This window comes from Tenacibaculum lutimaris (assembly GCF_003610735.1).
GTDB classification, from domain to species: domain Bacteria; phylum Bacteroidota; class Bacteroidia; order Flavobacteriales; family Flavobacteriaceae; genus Polaribacter; species Polaribacter lutimaris.
Window position 1 is genome coordinate 476,028 of record NZ_RAQM01000007.1, and the last position, 21,884, is coordinate 497,911.

The window sequence follows — 21,884 nt, forward strand, 5'->3', positions numbered from 1 at the left end:
GTTTAAAATCATTTTTTATGCTAAATAAAAGCATCAAATTTTTAATAGAAAACAAACTGGTAGCAGTTATATTACTTGTTTTATTTGTAGGATGGGGAACTGTAAATGCACCATTTAATTTAGATACAGGTTTTTTACCAAGCAACCCTGTAGCTGTTGATGCTATACCAGATATTGGTGAAAATCAACAAATTGTTTTCACAAAGTGGGACGGACAGTCTCCGCAAGATATAGAAGACCAAATAACCTATCCTTTAACAACATCTTTATTAGGAATTTCAGGAGTAAAAACCATCCGAAGTTCTTCTATGTTTGGGCTTTCAAGTATCTATGTCATTTTTGATGAAGATATCGATTTTTACTGGAGTCGCTCAAGAATTCTTGAAAAGTTAAATTCACTACCAAGTAACTTATTACCAGAAGGAGTAAGCCCCTCTCTAGGACCAGATGCAACAGGTTTAGGTCAAATTTTTTGGTATACGCTTGAAGGACGAGATGAGAGTGGAAATGTTACAGGTGGTTGGGATTTAAACGAGTTGCGTAGTGTACAAGATTATTATGTAAAATATGCGCTTTCGTCTGCAAATGGAGTATCTGAAGTAAGTTCTATTGGTGGATATGTTCAAGAGTATCAAATTGATGTAAAGCCAGAACTAATGCGTCAATACAATATCAGTTTACAGCAAATTGTAGCAGCAGTAAAGCAAAGTAATCAGGATATTGGAGCACAAACTATAGAAATAAATCAAGCAGAATACTTAGTCCGTGGTTTAGGATATGTAAAATCTATAGCAGATATTGAAAATGCTGTAGTAACTGCTAAAAATTATACTTCAATACGAGTAAAAGACATTGCAAAAGTATCGTTAGGAGCAGAACCTCGCAGAGGTATTTTAGATAAAGAAGGAGCTGAGGTTGTAGGAGGTGTAGTGGTAGCTCGTTATGGAGCAAACCCCTTAGAAGTAATTACTAATGTAAAGGAAAAGATTAAAGAACTAAGTGCAGGTTTACCAAGTAAAGAGTTAAAAGATGGTAGAACTTCTCAGTTAACAATTGTTCCGTTTTACGATCGTACAGAGTTAATTCATGAAACTTTAGATACGTTGAACGAAGCACTTACGCTAGAAATACTGATAACTATTTTGGTAATCGTAGTTATGGTTTTCAATTTACGGGCTTCTGTACTAATTTCAGGACTATTGCCCGTGGCAGTCTTAATGGTTTTCATAGCAATGAAAGCCTTTGGAGTTGATGCTAACATTGTGGCTTTATCAGGAATTGCCATTGCTATTGGAACCATGGTAGATGTCGGGGTTATACTCTCCGAAAATATCATTAGTCATTTAGAGAAAGATGAGAACAAGTTGCCAATAAACAAGTTGGTTTACAATGCAACAGCAGAAGTTTCTGGGGCAATTGTTACAGCGGTAATGACAACTATTATTAGTTTTTTACCTGTGTTTACAATGATTGGAGCTGAAGGAAAACTATTCCGCCCATTAGCATTTACCAAAACTTTCGCTTTAATAGCAGCTATTGTAGTTGCCTTGTTTTTAATACCACCATTTGCGGCTGTTCTATTCAAGAAAAAAGAGTTAACAAAAAACTTTAAATATATTATAAATGGAGTTTTAATAACTTTAGGAAGCATTGCACTTTTTTATGGATATTGGTTAGGTATTGTGTTAGTTGCCTATGGAGCTATACAGTTTTGGAGTAATTATTCAGGTAAGACAACAATTCATTTCTCGTTTTTCAACTATAATTTCACATTGTCAGTAAATACCATTAATATCATTATATCTGCATTGGCAATTGTTGGTTTGTTAGCAGAATACTGGAGACCTCTGGGAGTAGATAAAAGTATTGTTACCAATCTTTTATTTGTAGCACTTGTTTGTTTCGGGCTGTTAGGTTTTTTCAGTTTACTTCAAAAATATTACAATCAAATATTACAATGGGCATTGAATAACAAACTTCTGTTTTTAACCATTCCGCTAACAGTATTAACTTGTGGATTCTTAATATTTAAAAATACAGGAAAAGAGTTTATGCCTTCGCTAAATGAAGGGTCATTTTTATTGATGCCGACTTCTATGCCACATTCAGGAGTAGAAGAAAACAAACGTGTATTACAACAATTAGATATGGCGGTTGCTAACATTCCAGAGATAGCAACGGTAGTAGGTAAAGCAGGAAGAACAGATTCAGCGCTAGACCCAGCTCCTTTATCAATGTACGAGAATGTGATTAACTATAAGCCAGAATATGCGTTAAATTCTGATGGAGAGCGTCAACGTTATCGAGTAAATGAAGAAGGGTTATTTATGCTGAAAAACGGTAAAACGGTAGCAAACCCAAGTTTGACCGATAAAACATCGGAGGTTGTTTTTTATGAGGTTTCTACAAATGAATTAATAGAAGATGAAGACGGAGAGTTTTATCGTAACTGGCGACCAAACATTAAGTCTCCTAATGATATTTGGAATGAAATCGTAAAGGTAACCAAGTTGCCAGGAGTAACATCTGCACCAAAATTACAACCTATTGAAACTCGATTGGTAATGTTACAAACAGGAATGCGAGCTCCAATGGGGATAAAAGTAAAAGGTCAAGATTTAAAAGAAATTGAAGCTTTTGGAGTACAACTTGAGGGAATTTTAAAAGAGGTTGAAGGAGTAAAAAAAGAAGCAGTTTTTGCTGATAGAATTGTAGGTAAACCGTATTTATTAATTGATATTAATAGAGAAAAATTAGCACGCTACGGAATAGCTATTCAAACGGTACAAGATGTATTGAAAGTAGCAGTAGGAGGTATGCAATTATCGCAAACGGTGGAAGGAAGAGAGCGTTATGGAATTCGAGTTCGTTACCCAAGAGAATTACGCTCTAGTCCAACGGATTTAGAAAACATTTATGTGCCAGTATCCAAAGGAGCTCCAATTCCGTTGAGTGAATTAGCAACGATTCGATATGAACAAGGACCACAAATGATTAAAAGTGAAGATACTTTTTTAATCGGTTATGTATTGTTTGATAAATTAGATGGTTTTGCAGAGGTAAACGTAGTAGAAGCTGCTCAAAATGCAATTGAACAAAAAATAGATTCAGGAGAGCTAATTGTTCCTAAAGGAATATCGTATCAGTTTACAGGAACTTATGAAAATCAAATAAGAGCAGAAAAAACACTATCAGTAGTAGTGCCATTGGCGTTGATGATTATCTTTTTAATACTGTATTTTCAGTTCCGTTCAGTAGCTACTTCATTAATGGTATTCACAGGAATTACTGTAGCTTTTGCAGGTGGATTCATAATGATGTGGTTATACGGACAAGATTGGTTCTTGAATTTTAGTGTATTTGGAGAAAACTTGAGAGAATTATTTCAAATGCATCCAATAAATTTAAGTGTTGCTGTTTGGGTAGGATTTATCGCATTATTCGGGATTGCAACCGATGATGGTGTAGTAATGGCAACGTACTTAAAGCAAACATTTGATAAAGATAAACCCAAAACTATAGATGCAATACGTGCAGCCGCGCTACATGGGGGGAACAAACGTATTAGAGCTTGTTTAATGACCACAGCAACAACCATTTTAGCTTTGTTACCAGTATTAACCTCAACAGGAAGAGGTAGTGATATTATGATTCCAATGGCAATTCCTGCTTTTGGAGGAATGATTATAGATGTTACTTCGTACTTTATAGTGCCTGTATTATACAGTTGGAGAGAAGAATTTTTATTAAAACGAAAAATGAGAAATAATGAGTTTTAACATAAAAAATAAAATAAGTTTGTTTTTGCTTTCTTTTTTCATTGTTCTTACAATGCAAGGACAAGATTTACAAGAATATATAAAGATAGCTTTAGAAAATAGTCCAGAAGTACAGCAGTTTGAGGCGCAATACAAACGTATTTCAGAAAAAAAGGAAGAAGTAAATACTTTGCCTAACACAGAGTTTGGAGCAGGATATTTTGTAAGTGAACCAGAAACACGTACAGGTCCACAGCAGTTTAAGCTTTCAGTAAAACAAATGATTCCTTTTTTGGGAACTATATCGGCACGAGAAAACTATGTGTCATCATTAGCTGACGCTAGTTATCAAGATATGGTTGTTGTTAAGCGTAAGTTGATGACTTCGGTTGCACAATTGTATTATAAACTCTATGAAATTAAAGCAAAGCAAAAAGTATTAGATGAAAATATAGAATTGCTGAAGACGTATGAGAAACTTGCATTAACTTCGGTAGAAGTAGGTAAAGCATCTGCGGTAGATGTGTTAAGGTTACAGATAAGGCGAAATGAATTAAACCAGCAAAATGAAGTACTAGCAGAAACTTTTTCAGGTATAGAAAAAGCATTTAATAAATTGTTAAATCAGGATATTAGAACTTCTGTTAGGGTTGTAGATAGTTTACCGATTCCAGCGGAGGCTGCTAAAATACAGCCGAGTAATTTACAGTTGCACCCAGAGTTGGTTAAGTTTGATAAAATGTATACTTCAGTGGAGAAATCTGAGTTGTTAAATCAAAAAGATAAACAACCTATGATTGGTTTTGGTCTTGATTATGTAAATGTAGCCAAACGTACAGATATGGATATGCCAGAGAATGGGAAGGATATTGTAATGCCAATGGTGTCATTATCAATCCCTATATTCAATAAGAAGAATAAATCTATAACTAAGCAAAATAAGTTACAGCAAGAAGAAATTCTTTCGCAAAAACAACAACGATACAATACGTTAGAGACTGTATTGTATAGAGCTGTATCAGACAGAAACGCAGCAATGATAAGTCATCAAACACAACTTAAAAATTTAGAACAAGCAAAAAATGCTGAACAAATTTTAGTTAAAAGTTACGAGACAGGTACAATCGATTTTAACGATGTGTTAGATATTCAAGAGTTACAATTAAAGTTTCAAACAAACATGATTACATCAGAAGTAACTTATTACACACAAAGTACCATTATTAATTATTTAATAAAATAAACAGATGAAAAAATATATAGTTTATATAGTAATTTTAATTGTTGGGGTAGTGTTAGGATGGTTACTCTTTGGAGGTTCTTCACAAGGAGGAAGTCATGACCATGCAAGTGAAGTAGCAGAAGGAAATAAAATGTGGACCTGTTCTATGCATCCACAAATTATGCAACCAGAACCAGGGGATTGTCCTATTTGTGGAATGGATTTAATCCCTGCGGAAGCAGGAGCTGAAGGACTAGCAGCAAATCAGTTTAAATTGACTAAAAATGCAATGGCATTGGCTAATGTACAAACAACTGTGATTGGTAATGCTATAAGTACAGATAATACAATTACATTATCCGGAAAAATAGCAGAAAACGAAAAATCAAATGCAGTGCAGGTAAGCTATTTTGCAGGAAGGATAGAACGTTTGAACGTGAATTTTACAGGAGAGAAAATAAGAAAAGGTCAGTTGTTAGCAACGGTATATTCTCCAGAATTGGTAAAAGCACAACAAGAATTATTAACAGCAGCGTCAGTAAAAGAAAATCAGCCAGCATTGTATAAAGCAGTTAGAAATAAACTGAAATTATGGAAGCTTTCTGAAAACCAAATTAATCAAATTGAAAAAACAGGAAAAGTAAAAGAAAACTTTCCTGTATATGCTACGGTTTCTGGTACAGTATCAGAGAAACTAGTTGAACAAGGAGATTATGTAAGTCAGGGACAAGCATTGTTAAAAATAGCTAATTTGAATTCAGTATGGGCAAACTTTGATGTATATGAAAATCAAATCAGTAATTTTAAAGTAGGTCAAGACATATCAATAACCACCAATGCGTACCCTAATGAAACTTTTAAAGCAAAAGTTTCGTTTATTGATCCCGTGTTAAATCAAGAAACTCGTACGGTAACTATGCGTGCTGTTCTTAATAATAGTAAAGGGAAGTTTAAACCAGCCATGTTTGTTACAGGGAAAGTGGAGGCTACAGAAAAACAAACAGAACAACAATTAAATATCCCTGCAACAGCAGTTTTATGGACAGGAAAGCGTTCAGTTGTATATGTAAAGCCAGAGGCAAGTAAACCTGTTTTTGAAATGCGAGAAGTGGTGTTAGGAGGAAGAGCAGGGGACAACTATCAAGTAGAAAAAGGATTGAAAGCTGGAGAAGAGATTGTGACTAATGGAGTGTTCACAATAGATGCATCAGCACAATTACAAGGAAAGAAGTCAATGATGAACCATGCAAAAGAAATTATGGAATCTTTTAGTACTCCTAAAGAGTTTAAAGAGCAGTTACAAAAAGCCTATGAAGCCTATATAGACTTAAAAGATGCCTTGGTAAAAACGGATGCTGATGCGGCAAAAAAGAGTGCTGAAAATTTGCAAAAAGACTTATTGTTAGTTAACATGAAGTTGTTAGCCAATGAAGAAGCACATAAACAGTGGATGCAGTTAATCCCTGCGCTAAAATCAAGTAACGCAGAAATTGCAAAAGCTACAGATGTAGATGTACAACGAAAGCACTTTAAAGTGTTGTCAGAGCATTTTATTATGGCAGTTCAGTCTTTCGGGATAAATGAGGTGACTTATAAACAATACTGTCCTATGGCTGATAGTGACAAAGGAGCTTATTGGTTAAGTAAAGAAAAACAAGTGTTAAATCCGTATTTTGGTGATATGATGTTAAAATGCGGTGAAGTAAAAGAAACAATTAATAATAATTAAATATCAATTCAAAATGAAAAGAGTAATCTTAGGGGTAGCTATGTTGGCTACTATTGGTTTAGTAAGTTGTAAAAATGAAGCTAAAAAAGAAACAGAAACAAAAGAAGTACAAACAGAACAAACTACTACTAAAGAAGTAGTAATGACTGACGCAACTTTTGGAGTAAGAGGTAACTGCGGAATGTGTAAAAGTACTATCGAGAAAGCTGTAAATGGTGTAGATGGAGTAGCATCGGCAGAATGGAATAAGTTAAGAAAGCAAGTTAATGTATCGTTTGATGGTTCTAAAACAAATGTAGATGCGATTCATAATGCTATTGCAGCTTCAGGATATGATACTGATAAAGTAGCAGGAAATGAAGAAGCTTACGGAAACTTACCAGGATGTTGTCAATACGATCACGGTATGGAAATGAGTTTAAAAGGTGAGGTAAAAGCAGACGAAACGTCTAATCACTAATTTTTAAAAAAAAGTGTAACGAAATTTTAAAATCGTTACACTTTTTTTGTTTTATCATACTTTCAAGAAAATTAATAACTTTAAATGAAGTTATATATTTAAAGTGAACACAAATAAAGTTGCAATGGAAAAAGTAGATAAGTATATAGAAAATATAAAAAAATGGAAAGAAGAAACAATATTGCTACGTCAAATTTGTTTGGATTGTGGTCTTGAAGAAGATTTTAAATGGAAGCATCCTTGTTATACTTTTCAAGGAAAAAATATTGTGTTAATTCATGGTTTTAAAGATTATTGTGCATTACTTTTTTATAAAGGAGTTCTGTTAAAAGATACTGACGGAATTTTAATTCAACAGACAGAAAATGTGCAATCTGCTCGTCAAATTAGGTTTACTAAACCAGAAGAGGTTGTTGATTTAGCATTAACTATTAAAACCTATGTTTTCGAAGCGATAGAAGTTGAAAAAGCAGGTTTAAAAGTAAAAACTAAGAAGACTTCAGAATTTGAAATGGTAAGTGAATTTAAAGAAGTGTTACAAGAAAACTCAGATATAAAAACAGCTTTCGAATCCCTAACACCAGGGAGGCAAAGGAGTTACTTGCTGTATTTTTCTCAAGCTAAGCAATCAAAAACACGTTTATCAAGAATAGAGAAATCAATACCAAAAATGATCCAAGGAAAGGGTCATAATGAAAGATAACAAACAAAGCTACCCAAACAGAATAGCTTTATTGGAAATTTAGGTAAAATGTTATTGCAAACTTTTATGATGGGTGATGAAACATTAGTGTAGATACTGCAATACGATTCCAAATATTAATTTCTCCTATTTGTATAATAATTTGTGCTATTTCATTGTGGCTAAAGTAACTTTTAAGCTTCTGAAAAGTATCTTCTGTTAATCCATTATTACTTACTTGTGTTATTTCACCAGTAGCCGCTAACAAGGCTTTTTCTTTTTCAGAAAATAAAGGAGATTCTTTCCAAGCGCTTAAAGCAAAAATTCTGTTTTGTTTCTCACCATTTTTTAAAGCTTCAGTAGTGTGTATTTCTATACAATAAGCACAAGAATTAATTTGAGAACTTCTTATTTTTATAAGGTTCTTAATGTTTTTTGAAAGGGATGTTGTTTCAAGATATTTAAAAATTTCTAAGATAGCTTTGTAAGCATCAGGCTCTAATTCTTGAATGTTTAATCTTTGTTTCATGGTTTTAATTTTATAAAACCAAAGGTATTATTATGACTATTATTATAACTTAAGCTGGTTTAAGAAAGGGAGAATAATACTTTTCTGTTAAAAGAACTTTAACAAAATCAATTTGATTTTATGTAGTGTGTTAGGATAGTTTTAGAGGAAATAATAAAAAAATAAAACCCTGTTAGTAAATCTAACAGGGTTTTTTTGTGACCTCGGCAGGATTCAAACCTGCAACCTCTTGAGCCGTAATCAAGTGCACTATTCAGTTATGCTACGAGGCCTTTTTGCGGGTGCAAATATAAGAATGTTTTTTAAAATCTAAAGCAAAAAAATAATTTTTTTTCAACCTTTTTGAATTATTTGTCAGCTTCTATTTCTTGTTTAAAATCGTCGATAGTGTTTTGAGCTTTTTCAAGGTCTGATTCATAGATAAATACATCAACTGAATTACCTAAAGTACCGAAACCAGCTAATCTTCCAGATTCTTTATTGTCTTTAATTAAATATGGAACTTCAATTTCATCAAGTAATTGACTTAATCTGTTTGCAAAGATTTGAGATCCTGAGAAAACTTTAATATGCATGTTCATAATGGTAAATTTTTAATCCAACGAATTTATTGTAATATAAGCTCGCCATCCAATAATTGCTAATTGAAATTTTGAGGCTTTGGTAACATCCAGCTCTTTTTTAGTAAAAGAGGGTAATAGCGCTTTGTTTAGTTTAGCTAATAACTTAAAAATGCTTTTTTTCATTAGTTGTTGATTCTATATCAAAAATAACGAAAAATTATTAGTTATGATGAGCGAAGCTTACTTTACTTCGCTCAAAATGACATTGTTTTGCAAATAATAATAAAGATTAAAAAATCAAGTCTAATAGTAAGTAAGCAATTTTAATTGTTAATAGAATTAGTTTTAATGCAATTGTAATCATTTAAGTTTTAATGTTTTTTAGTTGATAATTCTTTATCAATTCCGGAATCGTTTTATGAATATATAGCAAGGAGAATATGCTTACCAAATTTTTAGATAGGATTTAATTAATTTAAATATATAATTGAAGTTGAAAAAGTTATTATGGTTTTAATATGTAACTATAAAATCTTTAACAAGGTTTTTATTTGTAATTAAAAAGATTACTTGTTGTTTTAAGTAGTAATGTTTTAAAGGGTGTTTTTTATGTTAGTTTAAAAAGTAAAGGAAATAAGGTCTTTTTTTTACCTCATTTTTAGTGGTTTTATTTTTTTGTTTCAGGTTAGAAGTAAGTTTTTTTAATTAATGTTTGCTAATAAATTCAGAGAAGATATATTTGCAATTTAAATTAAATCTAAATAAAAACTAATGAGAATTTACGTGTTTATAACTACGTTATTATTAACCTCTGGGCTGTTTGCTCAATCTAGTTTAAAAGGGCAGATAAAAGATGAGCAAGGTCAACCAATTTATGGAGCGAATGTATTTATATCAGATCTTCAAAAAGGAACAACTTCTGATTCTAACGGTAACTTATTATTAACAGATATTAAAGAAGGTGTTTGGAAGGTAACATTTAGTATGGTAGGATTTCAAACTATAACAAAAGAGATAACATTTACTCAAAATAGTGCAGTTGAGATAGTACAAGTACTAAAAGAAAATGAAGAGAGTTTAAACGAAGTTGTTGTTTCAGCTAGTAGGCGTTCAGAATATCTCTCAGAGATACCAGCATCAATAACTGTTGTCAACCAAAAACAGTTAGTAGATTTATCAAATTCAACAACCAATATTAATGAAATATTAGAATTTACAGTTCCTGGTTTAGCAGTATCTACAGGAACTTTTTCTAACTGGGGACAAACATTACGTGGTCGTTCTTTGTTGGTGATGATTGATGGTGTTCCGCAATCTACTCCGTTACGTAATGGTCAATTAGGAATAAAATCGGTAAGTCCTAACGATATTAGTCGAGTAGAGGTTATTAAAGGAGCAACGTCTATTTTTGGAAATGGAGGAAATGGAGGTTTTATAAATTATATTACCAAGAAGCCAAATGCAAGTAAAAAAATTGAAGGAACTACCAATATTTGGGGAACTTCTAATTTGGCAAAAACCAAAGGAGCTCTCGGATTTGGAGCTTATCAATCACTGCGTGGAAAAATAGATAAATTCAACTATTATGTAAGTGGAAGTTATGAGGAAACAGGAAATAAATATGATGCAAATGGTAAAGTTATACTTCCTACTTATGGGTTGGATAATACAAGAATTTATACTGCTTTAGCTAAATTAGAGTATGAAATATCTGATAGGCAAAAAATAAGTATTGGAGGAAATTTATATAATTCTTTACAAGACACACCTTTTATACCTGTTCAAGGATCTTTTGAAGTATATAATGAGAATGGAGATTATACCTTGACACCTGGTTATGGTGTTGAAGGATCTATTGAAGGACAAGAACCTACAGGATCTAAACTGTATAATGGTAATTTAAAATATAACTTAAATAATATTTTTGATGGTACAACAGATTTTACAGCTGATGTGTATTATCAAAAAACAAAAAACATATTCTTTTATTCAGACAAATTTGAAAATGGAGGTCAATCAGTAATTAATGCAGAAAAGTATGGTTTAAGACCAAATTTTAACACTACACTTACTCCAAGTGAATCAACTGAAATCACATTAACCTATGGTTTGGATTTGTTAAAAGATAAAACCAATCAAGGATTGTTAGATGGTAGATTATGGGTGCCAAATATTGATATGTTTAGTTGGGCACAATACGTACAATCTACAATTAAATTTAACGATGAATGGGTTTTAAAAGTAGGGTTAAGATATGACGATATGAATCTTACAATAGATGATTATAATACCTTACCATATTCACCTTTAGGAGACGGTAATTTTAATTCGTCTGTGGCAGTAAAGGGAGGAGAAATAGGGTTTGATAATTTAGCTTTCAATGCTGGTGTTAGGTATATTAAACATCAAGAGTTTATTCCTTATGTAAGCTACTCTCAAGGTTTCTCAATTGCTGATTTAGGTTCTGTTTTACGTTCTGCGACGGCTGATAATATTGAAGATATTCAATTAGAACCAGCTGTAACTAAAAATTATGAGTTCGGGTTTTTATCAAAGTTCAAAAACTTTAGATTAGAGGCTGTAGGATATTACAGTGTTTCTAATTTAGGAACAGGGGTTGTATTTGATGAAAATATAAATTCTTTTGTGCCATCAAAAAAGCCACAGAATATTTATGGTGGAGAAGTAGCAATTGACTATACTGCTTTTGATAATAAATTACAAGTAGGAACATCATATTCTTACGTTGAAGGTGTTACTCATAATGTGGGGGATGAAAACAACTTAACTTATTTAGGAGGAGATGTTATTTCAGCACCTAAGTTAACAGCTTATGTAACATGGTTACCAACAAATAAAATAAGTACCTCTTTACGAATGACTAATTTAGGAAATAGAAGTCGTTTTAATTCGTATTTAGATGCAAACGATAATTATACGTTTAGACATACACAATTTCCAGTAGAAGGATACACTTTACTTAATTGGTCTATGAACTATAAACTGCAAGAAAATATATCGGTTTCATTAGCCGTAAATAACTTGTTAAACGAATATTATTTACCAGCAAGATCACAATGGGCAGCACCTTTAAGAACTTTTACTGGTACAGGTGAAGGAACAAACGCTAAATTAAGTGTATTGTATAACTTCTAAGAGAGTTAATAAGGTCTTACATTTGCAAAAATTATAAACCCAGTGTCTATTTTATTTTAGGCTCTGGGTTTTAAAAATAAAAGATATCAATTGCAGCAGATACATAAAATAATTTGGAAAATACACCTATGGCTGGGTCTTAGCTGTGGGATTATTGCATCATTTTCAGGCTTAACGGGATCATTGTATGTTTGGCAACCTGAAATAACTTCATTACTGAATTCCAAATTATTAAAGGTTGAAGATTTTTCTAAAATAAAAGAAAAAACAATTTTAAATTCTGCGTATTTTTTAGCTGCGCAGAATGAAGGAAAAGTAAATATAGTTTTTTTGCCTTACAGAGAGCAGCAAACAATTTCAATAAATTATAAAAACGGAAAAACATTGTATTATCACCCGAAAACAAGAGTTTTTTTAGGTGAAAAATCGGTATCAATACAGTTTTTTGAAATACTTTTGAAGTTACACCGTACATTAGGAATACCTACAATAGGTAAGTATATTATAGGCACAAGTGCTTTGTTATTCTGTTTCTTCTTGTTAACAACAGGGTTTTACATGTGGTGGAAAGCATATAAAAATAACCTATCAAAAGGATTTACGATGAAGTGGAAACCTAAAAAGAAACGTTTTCATTTCAATTTACATAAAGTATTCGGAATTTATTTTTTGCTGCCATTAATGATAATTGCATTTACAGGAGGTTACTTTACGTATCATAAAACCTATAAATCAGCTTTGTCTATTTTTAATGGTTCAGATAAAATAATCTTGGATAATGAAGCAAAACAAGCTAAGATTTTTTCCTTGGAAGAGGCAGTATTACAAACCGATGGAAAATATGTATTAAGAGCTATTTATTATCCGAAAGACAGTTTAGGAGTTTATAAACTAAGATATATAAAAGATCGATTTATCAAATCAGGACTTAGAAGAACAAAAGAAATGGAGCTAAATCAACAAGGTAAGTTGCGAACGTTATCAAGTTTTGATTTTGATCCAAATAATAATAGGATAGCAGCTCAGTTTTATCCAATACATATAGGAGAAATAGTTGGGATATTAGGTAGGGTTCTCGTGTTTATATCAGGCTTGGTGCCATTGGTTTTGTTAATCACGGGGTTTAAGGTTTATAGTTCAAAAACTAAACGATTAAAAAAGATTGTTAATTAACATTTTTCTTAGAGGTAGTAGCTGAATTTGTTTTCATATTTGCTTACTAAAAATCTTATCTTCGCCCAAAAAATATTTTATGAGCATTCTATACATTATTATTGGTTTAACATTGTTGGTTTTAGGAGGGAATTGGCTGTTGAAAGCAGCGGTAGGTTTGTCGCTAAAACTACATATACCAAAAATAGTAATAGGTATGACGGTAGTGTCTTTTGCTACTTCAGCACCAGAATTAATAGTAAGTATAAAATCAGCTTTAGATGGAGCTACAGGACTAGCTGTAGGAAATGTAATTGGTTCTAATATTGCAAACTTAGGTTTAGTGTTAGGTATAACAGTAATACTATCTTCAATTGATGTAGAAAAAAGTTTTTACAAGACTGATTGGCCAGTAATGATGATTGCTTCTGTAATGTTGTATTTTTTTATTGTAAATGATAAAACAATTCAATTTTATGAAGGAGTGATTCTGTTTACAACACTTATAGTTTTTTTAATTTACCTTTTACGTTTTCAAAAGCAAGCAGTTGTTGATGAAATGCCTGAAGATGATGAGGATTTACCATTGTATAAAATAGCGTTGTTTTTAGCTATTGGAGGAGTAGGATTATGGGGTGGTTCAGAATTATTGATTAATGGTTCGGTAGCTATGGCACAACATTTTGGAGTGAGTGATGCGATTATTGGAGTTACAGTTGTTTCAGTAGGAACCAGTGTTCCTGAGTTAGCGGCATCAATTATTGCAGTATTAAAGAAAGAAAAAGCAATATCATTGGGTAACCTAGTAGGGTCTAATGTGTTTAATATTTTAGCTGTATTAGGAATTACGGCAATGATTACTCCAGTAGAAGTAAAACCAGATGCTTATAGTTTAATTAATAATGATATTTATTGGATGTTAGGTGTTTCGTTTGCAATATTGCCGTTAGTGTTTATTCCTAAAGGATTACGTTTAGGGTGGAGAGATGGAGTTTTATTGTTGGCTTCTTACATCATTTTTGTATATCTAACAATCTCATAAAGATAAAATCAAGACATAAAAAAGCCGCTTTTAAGCGGCTTTTTTTAGTTGGTTGTGTTGTTGGTGTATGTTAATTATATCTTAGCACTTTTTACAGTCTTGATAATTCTTCCAGCTACTTTATATGGATCAGCATTTGAAGCAGGTCTTCTGTCTTCTAACCAACCTTTCCATCCTTTTTCAACTGTGATAATAGGAATACGGATTGAAGCACCTCTATCAGAAACTCCATAACTGAAATCAGATACGTGGGCAGTTTCATGTAATCCAGTTAAACGCTCATCGTTATAAGCTCCATAAACATCAATATGCTTTTCAGCAACAGGTCTGAATGCTTCACAAATAGCTTCATAAGTTTCTTTAGAACCACAAGTTCTTAAAGTAGTGTTAGAGAAGTTAGCGTGCATACCAGAACCGTTCCAGTCTCCTTTAATTGGTTTTGGATGGTATTCAATGTAGTAACCGTACTTTTCAGTTAAACGATCTAATAAATAACGAGCTACCCAAATTTCATCCCCAGCTTTTTTAGCTCCTTTCGCGAATAATTGGAACTCCCATTGTCCTGGAGCAACCTCTTGATTAATTCCTTCGAAATTTAATCCTGCTTTGATACATAAATCAGCGTGCTCTTCAACAAAATCTCTTCCCCAAGTGTATCTTCCACCTACAGAACAGTAATATTTTCCTTGAGGTCCAGGGAATCCACCACGTGGGAATCCTAAAGGTAAATCAGTTTTAGTATCCATTAAGAAATACTCTTGTTCAAATCCGAACCAAAAATCATTGTTGTCGTCGTCAATAGTAGCACGAGCGTTAGATGCGTGTGGAGTTCCGTCAGCATTTAAAACTTCAGCCATTACTAAGTATCCATTTTCTCTCGCAGGATCAGGATAAATAGCAACAGGTTTTAATAAACAGTCAGATGCTCCTCCTGATGCTTGCTCAGTAGAACTTCCGTCAAAAGACCACATAGAGCAATCTTCTAATTTACCGCTAAAGTTTTCTTCAACTTTAGTTTTACTACGCATGTTTTGAGTTGGTTCATGACCATCTAACCAAATGTATTCTAATTTTGATTTACTCATGATTTTTGTTTTTGTGTTGTTATGGAATTAAATACGATGCAAAAGTGAGTATTTTTTTTGTTAGAGCAAAATTTTTAGGGGTATTATTGTTTAAAATTAACTTTAAGTTAATTTAACCCCTGTTTTTTTAGGGGTATGTGTTTTAAAGGTAAAAATTATGTATTTTTGAAATGTTTAACTTTTATACCTTATTATATATGTCAGTTTTAAGATTCAGTGCATTACAAGAGGTTTTACATAGAAAACCTATCGTTGTAGAAGAAAAAGAACGCCGTTCGGAATTGTTTGGCAAAAACGTATTTAACGAACAAGCGATGCGTCAACATATGACAAAAGAAGCTTACCAAAGTGTTATGGATGCAATTGAGTTTGGGACGAAGATAGATAGAACAACTGCAGATCAAATTGCAGTAAGTATGAAAGATTGGGCCTTATCTAAAGGAGCAACACATTATACACACTGGTTTCAACCATTAACAGGATCTACGGCAGAAAAACACGATGCATTTTTTGAAACTATTGATGGAGGTGCGATGGAAAAGTTTGGAGGAGGTCAGTTAGTACAACAAGAGCCAGATGCATCGAGTTTTCCTAATGGAGGAATCCGAAATACTTTTGAAGCACGTGGTTATACGGCATGGGATCCAACATCACCAGCATTTATTTATGGTACTACCTTATGCATTCCTACAGTTTTTGTAGCATATACAGGTGAAGCGTTAGATAATAAAGCACCATTATTAAGAGCATTGCAAGCAGTTGATACAGCAGCTACTGCCGTTTGTAAGTATTTTGATAAGAATGTAAGTAAAGTAAATGCAACTTTAGGTTGGGAACAAGAATATTTTTTAATTGATACGGCATTAGCAGCAGCACGTCCTGATATTATGATGACAGGAAGAGCGTTGCTAGGACATGCTCCGGCAAAAGGTCAGCAGCTAGATGATCATTATTTTGGGTCAATACCTACAAGAGTATTGAACTTTATGCGTGATTTAGAACATGAATGTATGTTGTTAGGTGTTCCAGTTAAAACACGTCATAATGAAGTGGCACCAAATCAGTTTGAATTAGCCCCGATTTTTGAAGAAGCCAATTTAGCGGTAGATCATAATTCATTATTAATGGATGTGATGGAAAAAGTATCGCAACGTCATAAGTTTAAAGTGTTATTCCACGAAAAGCCATTTGCAGGAATTAATGGTTCAGGAAAACATAATAACTGGAGTTTATCTACTAATACAGGAGTTAATTTGCTAAGTCCAGGCAAAACCCCGATGAAAAACTTACAGTTTTTAACTTTTTTTGTAAACACGATTAAAGCAGTTCATGATTACGAAGAGTTAATCAGAGCATCAATTGCGAGTGCAAGTAATGATCATCGTTTAGGGGCTAATGAAGCACCTCCTGCTATTATCTCAGTTTTTATCGGAACACAATTATCTGAGGTATTGGATGAATTAGAGAACGTTACCAAAGGAAAATTATCACCAGAAGAAAAAACAGATTTAAAATTAAATATTGTAGGTAAAATTCCTGAGATTTTGTTAGATAATACGGATAGAAACAGGACTTCACCTTTTGCTTTTACAGGAAATAAATTTGAATTACGAGCAGTAGGTTCATGGGCTAACTGTGCAGGTCCAATGACTGTATTGAATACCATCATAGCAAGACAGTTAAATGAGTTTAAAGAAGAGGTTGATAAGTTAATTGATACAAAGAAACTTAAAAAAGATGAAGCAATCTTTAATGTGTTAAGAGAGTATATTAAAGCATCTAAGAATATTCGATTTGAAGGAGATGGTTATGGAGAAGCTTGGGAAAAAGAAGCAAAAATGAGAGGTTTATCAAATAATAAAACAACTCCAGAAGCTTTAAAAGCAAAAATTTCTAAGAAAGCAATTTCTCTTTTCGAAGAAATGGGCGTAATGAATAAGGTAGAGGTAGAAGCTCGCCATGAAATCGAGTTGGAAGAATATTCAAAAAAGATTCAAATTGAAAGTAGAGTATTAGGTGATATCGCTAGAAATCATATTATACCAACGGCCATTCAATACCAAAATACGTTGATAGAAAATGTAAGAGGCTTGAAAGAGATTTTTGGAAATAATTTTGAAAAATATGCCAATGAGCAAATCGATTTAATTCAAAAAATATCGCTTCATATAGCTGAAATTAATTCTAAAGTAGAATTAATGATAGAAGAACGTAAAAAAGCTAATAAGCTAGAAGGGCAGAAAAATGCAGATGCATATTGTAATAAAGTAAAACCTTATTTTGATGAAATTCGTTATCACTGTGATAAGTTAGAGTTAATGGTTGATGATAACCTTTGGCCTTTAACTAAGTATAGAGAGTTATTGTTTACTAGATAATGAATGATAAAATAAGTTTAGAAAGATTAAATTCCACTCACGAGAGTTTTATTCGTCTAGTAAAAGAACTAGACGAATACCTCTCAGGAATTAACGGCGATCAAGATGCTTTTTTTAAGGAATTTAACAGGATAGATAAACTACAGTATGTAGTGGTGTGTTACATAAATAAGGTGGCGGCAGGTTGTGGTGCTTTTAAGCGAATTGATGATAGAACTGTTGAGGTTAAACGTATGTACGTTAAACCAATATACAGAGGAAAAAATATAGCAACCTTGATTTTAAAAGAACTGGAAGAATGGGCAAGAGAAGAGCAGTTTAGCTCTGTTGTTTTAGAAACTAGTAAAACCATGCAGCCAGCGGTACATTTGTATAAGAAAAATGAATATGATGTTATACCGAACTATGGCCCTTATAAAGTTGTAGAATCAAGTATATGCTTTAAAAAAACATTGAACTAAATAGTTTAAGGTAAATAATATGATAGAGGTAGTTAAACTTACTCAAAATCATTGGAAGGAAGTAGCTGAAATTTATAAAGAAGGTATCGCTACAAAAAATGCTACGTTTAGAACAACAGTTCCTAGTTGGGAGGAATGGGGTGTGTCACATCATCAACATTCCCGATTAGTGGCAGTAGAAGAAAATAAAGTGTTGGGTTGGTGTGCTATAGCTCCTGTATCAACAAGATTTGAATATAGAGGAGTAGCAGAAGTAAGTGTTTATGTGAAGTTAGGAGTATTAGGAAAAGGTGTAGGAAGCTTATTGATGGATGCTGTTGTAAAATCTTCAGAAGAGAATGGTATTTGGACGTTATATTCAAGTTTATTTCCCGAAAACGAAGCAAGTGTTAAACTACATGTTAAATATGGCTTTCGAAAGATAGGTTATCGAGAAAAAATAGCAGAATTAGATGGAGTGTGGAGAGATACCGTATTGTATGAAAGACGAAGTAAAAAACAATATTTACTTTGATAGTTTCCTGTTTTTAAAGTAATTTCGCGGCAACAACAACACAACACATGAGTAACGAAGTATCTAAACGCTACGCGCAACGCGGAGTATCGGCATCTAAAGAAGATGTACACAACGCAATCAAGAATATTAATAAAGGATTATTTCCAAAAGCTTTTTGTAAAATAGTTCCAGATTACTTAACCAATGATGATGATTACTGTTTAATCATGCATGCTGATGGTGCAGGAACAAAATCTTCTTTGGCATACATGTACTGGAAAGAAACAGGAGATGTTTCTGTATGGAAAGGTATTGCTCAAGATGCTTTAATCATGAATATTGATGATTTATTATGTGTAGGTGCTACCGATAATATCATGTTATCTTCTACTATCGGGCGTAATAAAAGTAATATTCCAGGAGAAGTTTTGTCAGCAATTATTAACGGAACTGAAGAGTTAATTAATGAGTTGAAAGAATTCGGAGTAACCATTCACTCAACAGGAGGAGAAACTGCCGATGTAGGTGACTTAGTACGTACTATAATTGTTGATTCTACTGTAACTGCTCGTATGAAACGTGCTGATGTAATTGATAATGCAAACATTAAAGAAGGAGATGTAATTGTTGGTTTAGAGTCATTCGGACAAGCAACTTACGAGAAAGAATATAACGGAGGTATGGGAAGTAATGGATTAACGTCTGCACGTCACGATGTGTTTCATAAATACTTAGCAGAGAAATATCCAGAAAGTTTTGATGCTTCAGTACCTTCTGATTTAGTGTATTCAGGAAATGTAAAGCTAACGGATGAAGTGGGAAATTCACCAATTGACGCAGGTAAGTTAGTATTGTCTCCAACAAGAACATATGCACCAATCATCAAAGAAATCTTATCAAAATATTCTTCTGAAGATGTACACGGAATGATTCACTGTTCTGGAGGGGCACAAACAAAAATTTTACACTTTGTAGATAACTTACATATTGTAAAAGATAATATGTTCCCAATTCCACCATTATTCAAATTGATACAAGAACAATCAAAAACCGATTGGAAAGAAATGTATCAAGTTTTCAACTGTGGTCACAGAATGGAATTATATGTATCTCCAGAAGTGGCAGAAGATATCATTGCTATTTCAAAATCATTTAATGTAAACGCACAAGTTGTTGGTAGAGTAGAGGCGTCTGATAAAAAGCAATTAACTATTAAAAGTGAATATGGAACTTTTGAATATTAATTCAACAAGATAAAAGTAATATAGAATTCTCAGAGAAATCTGAGGATTTTTTTATTTCATTTTATCAAAAACAAAATCAATAGAAAACTCATCGTTAGCTACGGAAGCTTTTAGTTGACCATTCTCTTTCCAGTAATAGATAGAAGTAGGGAATTCATTCAGTTTATTTTCCGCAGTAAAAGAAGTATCTGTTTGTTGTGTAAAGGCAAATAAAGTAGGATTTTCATTTACACCAGTTACTTGTAAAAACAACGAATCGTTTTTAGTAATGATGTGTAAGGTCTCTTTAAATACAGTATAGTTTTTTTGTAAGGAAAAACCAATTCCAGAAAAATCATTTTCCCAAAACTCGTAAGTCCTTTTATCAGCTTCGTTATGAACACGTTCCCATTTACCAAACAACCAAGTAGGTTTTGTGATTTTCTTTTCTTGCTGACAAGAAAAAAGTAGTGCACAAGTAAAAAATAAGATTAAAATTCGCATAACAAAAGCCTTAATGAACTAAAGATATGAATAAAATTCGATAAAAAATCGTAAATTCGCACCCCAAGAAAAGATACTATGCTAGATAAATTACAGATAGTTAAACAACGTTATGATGAGGTTTCAGACTTAATCATCCAACCAGATGTTATTTCTGATCAGAAACGTTATGTACAATTAAATAAGGAATATAAAGATTTAGGAAAGGTTGTAAAAAAAGCAAACGAGTACGAAACTTTATTAAACAATATAGAAGAAGCCAAAGAAATTATAGCAGACGGTTCGGATGCAGAAATGGTTGAAATGGCGAAAATGGAAATGGATGAAGCAAAAACTCGTATTCCAGAATTGGAAGAAGAGATTAAGTTTTTACTAATTCCAAAAGATCCAGAAGATTCTAAAAATGCCGTAGTAGAATTACGCGCGGGTACTGGTGGAGATGAAGCGAGTATTTTTGCAGGTGATTTATTTAGAATGTATACCAAGTATTGTGAAAGCAAAGGGTGGAAAGTTTCTACGGTAGATTTTTCTGAAGGTACTAATGGTGGATTTAAAGAAATTCAATTTGAAGTTACTGGAGAAGATGTGTACGGAACGTTAAAGTTTGAAGCGGGTGTGCACCGTGTGCAACGTGTACCACAAACAGAAACTCAAGGGCGTGTACATACATCAGCTGCAACTTGTATGGTATTCCCAGAAGCAGAAGAGTTTGATGTAGAGATTAACCCTAAAGATGTACGTATCGACTTTTTCTGTTCATCAGGACCAGGAGGTCAGTCGGTAAATACTACCTATTCGGCAGTACGTTTAACGCATATTCCTACTGGGTTAGTGGCGCAATGTCAAGATCAAAAGTCGCAGCATAAAAACAAAGAGAAAGCGTTTAAGGTATTACGTTCTCGTTTATACGATATGGAGTTGGCGAAGAAGCAGGAAGCAGATGCTGCAAAACGTGGTTCGATGGTAACTTCAGGAGACCGTTCTGCAAAAATTAGAACGTATAATTATCCTCAAGGACGTGTAACAGACCACAGAATAGGATTGACCTTATACGATTTATCAAACATTGTAAATGGAGATATTCAGAAAATTATAGACGAGTTAATGCTCGCAGAAAATACTTCTAAACTAAAAGAATTAGGAGAAACAATTTAATAAGAAGACGCTACCAAATGGTAGCGTTTTTATTTTATCGAAAAAGAAGCCTCTACAACCCTATAGAGCGGATAAATAAACCTTGATTTTCAGGTGCGTTAATGTTTTATCCCTATTTCAAAAAAAAATCGACAAGCCTTTATATTACCTTTCTTTCAACTAGTTTTTTTATTTAATTTAGTCTTTTGAAAAAGATTAACTATGTTTAGCTCCTACACCATTCGTTATAGTATATTATTTTCTACTTTTTTAATCAACCTTACACTCTTTGCGCAAGAAAAAAGTCAGA

At 32.8% G+C, this 21,884-nt stretch carries 18 protein-coding genes and 1 tRNA gene; 13 read left to right on the forward strand and 6 right to left on the reverse strand.

All coding sequences use genetic code 11. The features are described from left to right. Positions 1-17 precede the first annotated feature (17 nt). From C8N26_RS05880 to C8N26_RS05900, 5 genes are all read left to right on the forward strand, one after another. Positions 18-3,779, forward strand: a complete 3,762-nt coding sequence (locus C8N26_RS05880) for an efflux RND transporter permease subunit (RefSeq protein WP_120186456.1) — start codon at positions 18-20, stop codon at positions 3,777-3,779. Between the two features lie 52 nt (positions 3,780-3,831). After that, positions 3,832-5,001 (forward strand): TolC family protein, encoded by a 1,170-nt coding sequence (locus tag C8N26_RS05885; protein ID WP_245962529.1) that lies wholly within the window; start codon positions 3,832-3,834, stop codon positions 4,999-5,001. A 4-nt stretch (positions 5,002-5,005) separates the two neighbouring features. Continuing rightward, positions 5,006-6,709: an efflux RND transporter periplasmic adaptor subunit gene (locus tag C8N26_RS05890; protein WP_120186458.1), complete on the forward strand. Its 1,704-nt coding sequence runs from the start codon at positions 5,006-5,008 to the stop codon at positions 6,707-6,709. Positions 6,710-6,722: 13 nt separating this feature from the next. Beyond that, positions 6,723-7,169 (forward strand): heavy-metal-associated domain-containing protein, encoded by a 447-nt coding sequence (locus C8N26_RS05895; protein WP_120186459.1) that lies wholly within the window; start codon positions 6,723-6,725, stop codon positions 7,167-7,169. A 124-nt stretch (positions 7,170-7,293) separates the two neighbouring features. Beyond that, positions 7,294-7,872, forward strand: a complete 579-nt coding sequence (locus C8N26_RS05900) for a YdeI/OmpD-associated family protein (protein ID WP_120186460.1) — start codon at positions 7,294-7,296, stop codon at positions 7,870-7,872. Positions 7,873-7,936: 64 nt separating this feature from the next. On the opposite strand, the gene C8N26_RS05905 is transcribed toward C8N26_RS05900, so the two are convergent. The 4 genes from C8N26_RS05905 to C8N26_RS05920 form a co-directional block, all read right to left on the reverse strand. Next, complete coding sequence (locus C8N26_RS05905; RefSeq protein WP_120186461.1) at positions 7,937-8,380, reverse strand: carboxymuconolactone decarboxylase family protein; 444 nt, start codon at positions 8,378-8,380, stop codon at positions 7,937-7,939. A 198-nt stretch (positions 8,381-8,578) separates the two neighbouring features. Beyond that, a tRNA-Arg gene (locus C8N26_RS05910) sits at positions 8,579-8,652 on the reverse strand. A 75-nt stretch (positions 8,653-8,727) separates the two neighbouring features. Next, on the reverse strand, positions 8,728-8,961 hold the full coding sequence (locus C8N26_RS05915; RefSeq protein ID WP_120186462.1) for a putative signal transducing protein: 234 nt from the start codon (positions 8,959-8,961) through the stop codon (positions 8,728-8,730). A 12-nt stretch (positions 8,962-8,973) separates the two neighbouring features. Then, positions 8,974-9,126, reverse strand: a complete 153-nt coding sequence (locus C8N26_RS05920; protein WP_028890656.1) for a hypothetical protein — start codon at positions 9,124-9,126, stop codon at positions 8,974-8,976. 588 nt (positions 9,127-9,714) lie between these two features. On the opposite strand from C8N26_RS05920, the gene C8N26_RS05925 reads away from it, so the two are divergent. The 3 genes from C8N26_RS05925 to C8N26_RS05935 all read left to right on the forward strand — a co-directional run bounded on the left by C8N26_RS05925 (position 9,715) and on the right by C8N26_RS05935 (position 14,293). Then, entirely contained in the window at positions 9,715-12,099 is a 2,385-nt protein-coding gene (locus C8N26_RS05925) for a TonB-dependent receptor (RefSeq protein ID WP_120186463.1), read from the forward strand. A 90-nt stretch (positions 12,100-12,189) separates the two neighbouring features. Then, a complete protein-coding gene (locus C8N26_RS05930; protein WP_120186464.1) occupies positions 12,190-13,272 on the forward strand; it encodes a PepSY-associated TM helix domain-containing protein in 1,083 nt (360 codons plus the stop codon). A 79-nt stretch (positions 13,273-13,351) separates the two neighbouring features. Continuing rightward, the gene (locus C8N26_RS05935; protein WP_120186465.1) at positions 13,352-14,293 is read left to right on the forward strand and encodes a calcium/sodium antiporter; all 942 of its coding nucleotides are present in this window, start codon (positions 13,352-13,354) and stop codon (positions 14,291-14,293) included. Between the two features lie 74 nt (positions 14,294-14,367). Here the strand turns inward: C8N26_RS05935 and C8N26_RS05940 are convergent, their stop codons facing one another. Then, positions 14,368-15,378 carry a glutamine synthetase beta-grasp domain-containing protein gene (locus C8N26_RS05940; protein WP_028890659.1) on the reverse strand — a complete coding sequence of 337 codons (1,011 nt, stop codon included), beginning with the start codon at positions 15,376-15,378 and terminating at the stop codon, positions 14,368-14,370. A gap of 197 nt (positions 15,379-15,575) precedes the next feature. Here C8N26_RS05940 and C8N26_RS05945 point away from each other — a divergent pair, with 197 nt between their 5' ends. Genes C8N26_RS05945 through C8N26_RS05960 form a run of 4 tightly spaced genes read left to right on the forward strand, consistent with a single transcriptional unit; the run spans position 15,576 to position 19,957 of the window. Further along, entirely contained in the window at positions 15,576-17,756 is a 2,181-nt protein-coding gene (locus tag C8N26_RS05945) for a glutamine synthetase III family protein (RefSeq protein ID WP_120186466.1), read from the forward strand. Continuing rightward, the gene (locus tag C8N26_RS05950) at positions 17,756-18,217 is read left to right on the forward strand and encodes a GNAT family N-acetyltransferase (RefSeq protein ID WP_120186467.1); all 462 of its coding nucleotides are present in this window, start codon (positions 17,756-17,758) and stop codon (positions 18,215-18,217) included. The genes C8N26_RS05945 and C8N26_RS05950 overlap by 1 nt, the downstream gene beginning before the upstream one ends. Positions 18,218-18,236: 19 nt before the next feature. Next, positions 18,237-18,731, forward strand: a complete 495-nt coding sequence (locus tag C8N26_RS05955) for a GNAT family N-acetyltransferase (RefSeq protein ID WP_120186468.1) — start codon at positions 18,237-18,239, stop codon at positions 18,729-18,731. Positions 18,732-18,778: 47 nt separating this feature from the next. Next, positions 18,779-19,957: an AIR synthase related protein gene (locus C8N26_RS05960; RefSeq protein ID WP_120186469.1), complete on the forward strand. Its 1,179-nt coding sequence runs from the start codon at positions 18,779-18,781 to the stop codon at positions 19,955-19,957. 51 nt (positions 19,958-20,008) lie between these two features. Here the strand turns inward: C8N26_RS05960 and C8N26_RS05965 are convergent, their stop codons facing one another. Beyond that, entirely contained in the window at positions 20,009-20,440 is a 432-nt protein-coding gene (locus tag C8N26_RS05965) for a hypothetical protein (RefSeq protein WP_120186470.1), read from the reverse strand. 78 nt (positions 20,441-20,518) lie between these two features. Here C8N26_RS05965 and prfA point away from each other — a divergent pair, with 78 nt between their 5' ends. Then, entirely contained in the window at positions 20,519-21,595 is a 1,077-nt protein-coding gene (gene prfA / locus C8N26_RS05970; protein WP_028890665.1) for a peptide chain release factor 1, read from the forward strand. The last annotated feature ends 289 nt before the right edge of the window (positions 21,596-21,884 follow it).

What these genes read in the sequence shown, in the direction of transcription:
- C8N26_RS05905 (WP_120186461.1), bottom strand. Translation starts at nt 8,380, where the DNA reads ATGAAACAAAGATTAAACATTCAAGAATTAGAGCCTGATGCTTACAAA.
- C8N26_RS05940 (WP_028890659.1), bottom strand. Translation starts at nt 15,378, where the DNA reads ATGAGTAAATCAAAATTAGAATACATTTGGTTAGATGGTCATGAACCA.
- C8N26_RS05925 (WP_120186463.1), top strand. Translation starts at nt 9,715, where the DNA reads ATGAGAATTTACGTGTTTATAACTACGTTATTATTAACCTCTGGGCTG.
- C8N26_RS05965 (WP_120186470.1), bottom strand. Translation starts at nt 20,440, where the DNA reads ATGCGAATTTTAATCTTATTTTTTACTTGTGCACTACTTTTTTCTTGT.
- prfA (WP_028890665.1), top strand. Translation starts at nt 20,519, where the DNA reads ATGCTAGATAAATTACAGATAGTTAAACAACGTTATGATGAGGTTTCA.
- C8N26_RS05885 (WP_245962529.1), top strand. Translation starts at nt 3,832, where the DNA reads ATGCAAGGACAAGATTTACAAGAATATATAAAGATAGCTTTAGAAAAT.
- C8N26_RS05880 (WP_120186456.1), top strand. Translation starts at nt 18, where the DNA reads ATGCTAAATAAAAGCATCAAATTTTTAATAGAAAACAAACTGGTAGCA.
- C8N26_RS05945 (WP_120186466.1), top strand. Translation starts at nt 15,576, where the DNA reads ATGTCAGTTTTAAGATTCAGTGCATTACAAGAGGTTTTACATAGAAAA.
- C8N26_RS05890 (WP_120186458.1), top strand. Translation starts at nt 5,006, where the DNA reads ATGAAAAAATATATAGTTTATATAGTAATTTTAATTGTTGGGGTAGTG.
- C8N26_RS05935 (WP_120186465.1), top strand. Translation starts at nt 13,352, where the DNA reads ATGAGCATTCTATACATTATTATTGGTTTAACATTGTTGGTTTTAGGA.
- C8N26_RS05960 (WP_120186469.1), top strand. Translation starts at nt 18,779, where the DNA reads ATGAGTAACGAAGTATCTAAACGCTACGCGCAACGCGGAGTATCGGCA.
- C8N26_RS05920 (WP_028890656.1), bottom strand. Translation starts at nt 9,126, where the DNA reads ATGAAAAAAAGCATTTTTAAGTTATTAGCTAAACTAAACAAAGCGCTA.
- C8N26_RS05950 (WP_120186467.1), top strand. Translation starts at nt 17,756, where the DNA reads ATGAATGATAAAATAAGTTTAGAAAGATTAAATTCCACTCACGAGAGT.
- C8N26_RS05915 (WP_120186462.1), bottom strand. Translation starts at nt 8,961, where the DNA reads ATGAACATGCATATTAAAGTTTTCTCAGGATCTCAAATCTTTGCAAAC.
- C8N26_RS05955 (WP_120186468.1), top strand. Translation starts at nt 18,237, where the DNA reads ATGATAGAGGTAGTTAAACTTACTCAAAATCATTGGAAGGAAGTAGCT.
- C8N26_RS05895 (WP_120186459.1), top strand. Translation starts at nt 6,723, where the DNA reads ATGAAAAGAGTAATCTTAGGGGTAGCTATGTTGGCTACTATTGGTTTA.
- C8N26_RS05900 (WP_120186460.1), top strand. Translation starts at nt 7,294, where the DNA reads ATGGAAAAAGTAGATAAGTATATAGAAAATATAAAAAAATGGAAAGAA.